Below are 5142 nucleotides of genomic sequence, written 5' to 3' on the forward strand. Positions count from 1 at the left end.
GGGAGCCTCCTGGTTACTGTAAGTGTGTAGATGAGGGAGGCGGCTAGCGCCACGGCGCCGCTGGCGGCGGCTAGTATCCTCGTGCCGGCCACGGGAGCGGATGGCGGCCTGTATTTAAATCACCCGGTGGCTAGGCCGGCGTTATCTCCGCTATTGCCCTTACGGGTGCGCCGCTTCCCTGTGTTAGCTTGAGGGGTATACCCCCTTTCTACTCTCCGGGCGTCCCGGGGGGCACGGGGCCCCGGATCGTCCTTGCGGACTTCCGGGGCGGGGCCGCCCGGAGGTTTTCGCACCGCCCCTTTGGCGGAGCGTATTGGACGCAACGGCGCCTCCCGGTGCCCTCGCGGGAGGCGGGGCGGGCGCCAGCTTGCCCATGTGCGCATAAACACATCCCCAATTTATGAATTAACGATCGGCGTACGTCAAGCTTCGCCCATTCCGTCTTCACCAATTCCAAATCTTTAGATTTGGAACTGGCCTCGGCATCCCTCTCTTTCAACTGTTATGGCGTGCGGACAGTTCAAAATTATGCAGAGGCGGCGCAATACTCCATCTACATTCTTCCTGACTTGATGCCGTACGTTTTTCCTGAATCAGGAAGATTGTCCGATGTCAAGTCAGGTAAAATGTAGATAGGGGAGTTGAACGTAAGGCGCCACGGCGGAAAAAAGGGGGATTATTTCCCGGTACCTCTTCTGTGCCCAATGTATCGGCACATCGTCGCGGTTGGCCTCAAAGCCGCACTGGCAACTCATCCTTCTGTTCGGTAACTCCTCCATCTTTGCTCCGCATCTGGGGCATATGGTGGAGTACAGCCTCAGCTCTGCGTAGGGCACCCCGTGCCACTCGGCAAGCTCCCTCAGCCTCTTTACAAGCCTCCCCACATTGAGATACTTCTTGACGTTTGACTTTACCCTATCGCCCTCCTTCAGCTCTCGGATTGATTCGTCCATGGGCTCGTCCACTACGACGGCGGCTCTGTACTGCACTGCGAGTTTTACAATCTTCTTAACAGCCTCAATACTCCACTGCCTCCAGAGACGCCAGAGGCGGCTCTTCGTCTCCACGGCCTTTCTGCAGTAGGCGCCGCCTTTTGTGGAGCAGAGGGAGTCCAGCCTGGCGATCTCCCTCTCCGAGCGGCCTATGTGCGCCAAATCAGGCCTCAAGACGCCTCTCCGCAACACCCGCCCCTCTTCAACAACTGCCCAAACAACGCCGTTATGCAAAGAGTTGATATCCACGACAAGAAGCCGCTTGGGCTGGAATGGCGTAATTTCTCTGTAGAACACCAGCGCCACATTGAAAGTAGCGATATTGCTACCCCTCCTCTTACCCACCCAAGCCAGGGCGAACTTCAATTGGGCGCCTTCCTTTATTCGCTCCTCAATCCACTTTATTTCTGATTTCCTCAGCCTAATCACGATAGTGTTGCCGCGCTGGCCGCTCCACTTCCTCACTTTAATCACTTTTTCCTCTCGGCTTTCTTGACTAGAGACGAAATCCACAAGAACACCTCGACTTTCATCCTCCTCATTGTTGCTCAACCGTAGCTGGGCATTAAATGGCAGTGGTATCCTCCAGATACCATTTTTCAACCCATTAATCGGAAACGCTTTCATAACATATTTCAACTTCTCAGCGAAGTACTTCAGTGGATTCTGCTGTGGGAGCGGTGCTTTGAATCCGCTCTTGTACCACTCAGTAGCCCATCTGCGGAATTCCGTCTGTACCTCAAGAAATCTGATCAGCTGATGCCGTGGAATCTCCTCAACCCTCCTCTTTATTACCAGTGTTCGGTAGCCCATGTCCCGCTACGCACACCTCCTAACGTTGAATTACCGCTTTGACGATCCGCTTTACCAGCCAGGCGGCGGCTTGTCCATATACGCCTCTGGAGCCGCGCCGCTGACGTCTCTGATAGGCGCCTCTGCCAGAAGCGTAGAGGTGTTGGCCAGCGGGACGCCCAAAAGCTTGGCGTATTTCGCCATGGACACGGGCTCCTCCACCGGCTTGTCCCTGCGCCTCTGCGTGTAGAAGAGGGGAGGCCTCCTCGGCTCCGCGGAAGGCACCCTCTTGTTGAATGGGGGCTTGAAAACCGCGTAGAGCCACGCCTCCCACATCTCTGCCACCCGCCTCCTCCGCGTGTAGGCCAAGATGATGAAGACGTCGGCCCTAAGCCCCCTCCTCGCCGCGGAGGAGGCCCCCGGAGGTGCATGTAGACGCGATCGTAGTAGCCGCAACGCTTCCCCACCCCCACATACGCCACCCGCCAGCGCCAGGTAGACGTAGTGAACAGCCCCACACCTAAACCAGGGTTTAAAACCAGCTGTAGCATTCAACTATCTCTTCTACACTTTTCCTGACCCTTCGTCGGATGTTCTTCCTGATTTAGGAAAAACGTCCGACGCGAAGTCAGGTAAAATGTAGAGGGCGGGGGAAAAAGGGGGGTTTACGGTATCATCAGTGTTAGATCGCCTTCGTCGCTGTCTCTCGCCGGCGAGTACGCCCCGTATATGTCCCCCTCCTCTGCCAGCCCTCCTCGGGCAGGCGGTCTGCCAGCCTCCAGAGGCCCGGCTCGGCGGCGTCCACCGCCAGGTAGAGATAGGCGTACCATGGCGAGGTCCCCGTGGTGGTGTACGTCGCCGCGGTTTTCGACACGTTGAACGTGGTGTATGGACGGGTTAAGCCGGTGGTTGCCAGGTGTCCCGTTGCGACTTTCACAAGGCGGTTTCCTATGTCGAGAGTCCGGCAGGCGGTCAAGACGTTGGTTGAGTTCGCCGTCTCGGTGGACAGACTGCCGCTGTTTCAGCTCAACCCTGAGGTTATCCGCTTCGCGGGGCTGTGCGACGAGTACTCCCTGGTCTGCGAAGAGCCCCATGTCGTCATCCAGAGGCTTGTGGAGAGAGCTGGCCGCAGATCTGAGGCCGCACGACCTCCCCCTGGCGGTGAGGCTTAGGTACCGCGACGTGGTGCTGGCCGCGGTGGAGGGCGGCGATCCGCTGGGCGTCGCCGTCGGGGCTCTGCTGGAGGCCCCGCCCGAGCAGTTGTTTATCTACAAGGCTGTGTGGAGGCGGAGGCTCGCCGAGGTGGAGAAGGCGACTCCCCTCCACGTCGCGGCGCGGTACTTCGCCGAGAGGTGTACATGCGACCCGGTGGACGTGTTCTACCTGCCGGGCCGCGGCGTCGTCTACGTCCCCTGGCTGGCGCTGGGCGGGGAGCCCAGGCCGGCGGCTCTTGAGGAGGTGAGGAGAGCCGCCGTCGAGTACGTGGAGAGGCTGTGGAAGCTCCACGCCCTCGGGCTGGCCTCATGACTACACACGGCTTCGTCAAGGCGGGCGACTTGCTGAAGGCGGCTGAGATGGCCAGGGGGCTGGGCGGGGAGGTGGCCTTCTGGCACCTCTACAGGCGGTGGGGCGACTACGCCTTCGCCGTGATCGAGGCGGCGCAGTTGCTGGGGGTGCTGAGGTGGGCTAGGGCGGAGAGGGGCGGGAGGACCAGGGTGGTGTATGTGTTGGGGAGGCGCGGGGCGGCTCTGCTGGACATGCTGGCCGATCCCTGCCCGGTGGAGGCGTATGTGTACAGGGGCAGGCTCAGGCTGGTGACCCCGCTGGGGGCGTACGAGGCGGAGCACGACCCGGGCCACCTCCTCTCGCTTGCGTACAAGCTGGCAGAGGCCTGCGGCGGTGATCCCAGAGAGGTGGCGGCTAGGCTGAGGTCTGCGGCTGAGAGGGCGGCGAGGGGCGCCAGGGGTCTCGAGAGGTGGTTGCTTGCGGGGCGCCTACCGTGAGGCGTTGCACGGAGCGGCTTCGAATACGTCGCCGGCGTCTAGGAGCCACGGGGGCTTCTCCCCCAGGGCCCTCCTTGCCACGACGTAGTAGCGGCCCTCTCTGCCGCCGCTCTTAGCCTTGAGCTCCCTCAGCACCTCCTCCGCCTCGTCCCGGGTTAAGTCGGCCCACTTGACTTCAAACGCCGCGTAGCCCCCCTCCCCCACGCAGACCAGGTCGATCTCCACGTCTCCGCTCCAGTACCTCCCGCACCTGGCCCCGGCAGGCGCGAGCCCCCTCTCCCGCAGACGGGGGAGGGCCCTCCGCACCACCTCCTCGTAAGCCGACTGCATGTACTTATCCACATCCGCGGGGGCGGCGCCTCCCAGCTCCACGAGCTCCCTGTGCCTGTAGACGGTGCGGATCCAGAACTTGACGTAGAGATCCGACACGACGTAGATAGGCCTGGCTTTTCCCAACACAGGCACCTCCCGCCTAACGACCTCTAGCCTCTCAAGCACGGCCAGGTACTTGGCGAGGGTCTGGGAGGGGATCCTGGACCTGTCTGCGATCTCGGAGTACGTGGTCGCCCCCTCCTCGATGGCCCTCACGATGTTTAGATAGACGTGGGGCTCCCTCACCTCGAAGCGGAGCAGGTTCTCCGCCTCCTCGTACAGAGGCCCCCACTTGGAGAAGAGCCGCTTCAAATTCCCCCAGAGCCCCCGCCCAGCCTCGAAAAGCGACATGTAGTACGGCACGCCGTTGGTCACCGCGTAGGCCACAGCCAGCTCCTCGGCGCAGAAAGGCAACATTAGACGAGCCACATGCGGGGCGAATGGGCCCAGCCTCAGCTGGGCAGTCCGCCTCCCGAAGAGCCCCCCGCCGTAGGACAGAGACTTCTCCACAAGCGACACGGTAGACGACAGGAGGATTAGAAACAGGGGGGCTCTAGAAGACACCTCGTCCCACAGCTGCTGGAGCCTAGACAGCACCCCGGGGTCCTCCTCCACCCAGTAGGTAAACTCGTCCACCGCCAGCACAAACCTCCCAGCCCCCGCCAGCGCCTCCGCCACAGATCCCCAGTCAGCCCTCACGTACGTCCCCAATGCCCTGGAGAGGGCCTCGGCAAGCCTCTCCAGCTCCACCCCCATCGGCTGGCGGAGCGCGTGTATATACACGCCCCGCTTCCCCTCCAGAAACTTCTTAACCAGCCAAGTCTTCCCAACCCTACGCCTGCCGTAGATCACCACAAGCTGCGGCCTACCCCCTCTATACAGCTCCTCCAAAACCCCCAGCTCTCCCTCCCTATCAATAAACACAAAAGACGGAGATATGCAAGATAAAAATCTTCAAGATCAAAATCTTCTACCCCGTCCCC

General features: G+C 61.0%; 7 protein-coding genes. 3 read left to right on the forward strand and 4 right to left on the reverse strand.

What is annotated here, in order from left to right; all coding sequences use genetic code 11:
• Positions 1–617 precede the first annotated feature (617 nt).
• From ACP5J3_RS10645 to ACP5J3_RS10655, 3 genes are all read right to left on the reverse strand, one after another.
• The gene (locus tag ACP5J3_RS10645; RefSeq protein WP_428495671.1) at positions 618–1805 is read right to left on the reverse strand and encodes a zinc ribbon domain-containing protein; all 1188 of its coding nucleotides are present in this window, start codon (positions 1803–1805) and stop codon (positions 618–620) included.
• A gap of 51 nt (positions 1806–1856) precedes the next feature.
• Positions 1857–2339, reverse strand: coding sequence for a hypothetical protein (locus tag ACP5J3_RS10650; protein WP_428495672.1), 483 nt, complete (start codon positions 2337–2339; stop codon positions 1857–1859).
• A 127-nt stretch (positions 2340–2466) separates the two neighbouring features.
• Positions 2467–2721: a hypothetical protein gene (locus ACP5J3_RS10655; protein WP_428495673.1), complete on the reverse strand. Its 255-nt coding sequence runs from the start codon at positions 2719–2721 to the stop codon at positions 2467–2469.
• Positions 2722–2734: 13 nt separating this feature from the next.
• On the opposite strand from ACP5J3_RS10655, the gene ACP5J3_RS10660 reads away from it, so the two are divergent.
• Genes ACP5J3_RS10660 through ACP5J3_RS10670 form a run of 3 tightly spaced genes read left to right on the forward strand, consistent with a single transcriptional unit; the run spans position 2735 to position 3787 of the window.
• Positions 2735–2956 (forward strand): hypothetical protein, encoded by a 222-nt coding sequence (locus ACP5J3_RS10660; protein WP_428495674.1) that lies wholly within the window; start codon positions 2735–2737, stop codon positions 2954–2956.
• A complete protein-coding gene (locus tag ACP5J3_RS10665; protein WP_428495675.1) occupies positions 2877–3311 on the forward strand; it encodes a hypothetical protein in 435 nt (144 codons plus the stop codon). The genes ACP5J3_RS10660 and ACP5J3_RS10665 overlap by 80 nt, the downstream gene beginning before the upstream one ends.
• On the forward strand, positions 3278–3787 hold the full coding sequence (locus ACP5J3_RS10670; RefSeq protein ID WP_428495676.1) for a hypothetical protein: 510 nt from the start codon (positions 3278–3280) through the stop codon (positions 3785–3787). Before ACP5J3_RS10665 ends, ACP5J3_RS10670 begins: the two co-directional genes overlap by 34 nt.
• Here ACP5J3_RS10670 and ACP5J3_RS10675 read toward each other — a convergent pair.
• Positions 3779–5083 (reverse strand): ATP-binding protein, encoded by a 1305-nt coding sequence (locus ACP5J3_RS10675; protein WP_428495677.1) that lies wholly within the window; start codon positions 5081–5083, stop codon positions 3779–3781. The genes ACP5J3_RS10670 and ACP5J3_RS10675 overlap by 9 nt on opposite strands.
• Positions 5084–5142: the final 59 nt, after the last annotated feature.

This window comes from Pyrobaculum sp., assembly GCF_049971835.1.
Classification (GTDB): domain Archaea; phylum Thermoproteota; class Thermoprotei; order Thermoproteales; family Thermoproteaceae; genus Pyrobaculum.

Excerpts from the sequence above, each read along its gene's own strand:
- ACP5J3_RS10660 (WP_428495674.1), top strand. The coding sequence starts at position 2,735 with ATGTCGAGAGTCCGGCAGGCGGTCAAGACGTTGGTTGAGTTCGCCGTC.
- ACP5J3_RS10645 (WP_428495671.1), bottom strand. The coding sequence starts at position 1,805 with ATGGGCTACCGAACACTGGTAATAAAGAGGAGGGTTGAGGAGATTCCA.
- ACP5J3_RS10665 (WP_428495675.1), top strand. The coding sequence starts at position 2,877 with ATGTCGTCATCCAGAGGCTTGTGGAGAGAGCTGGCCGCAGATCTGAGG.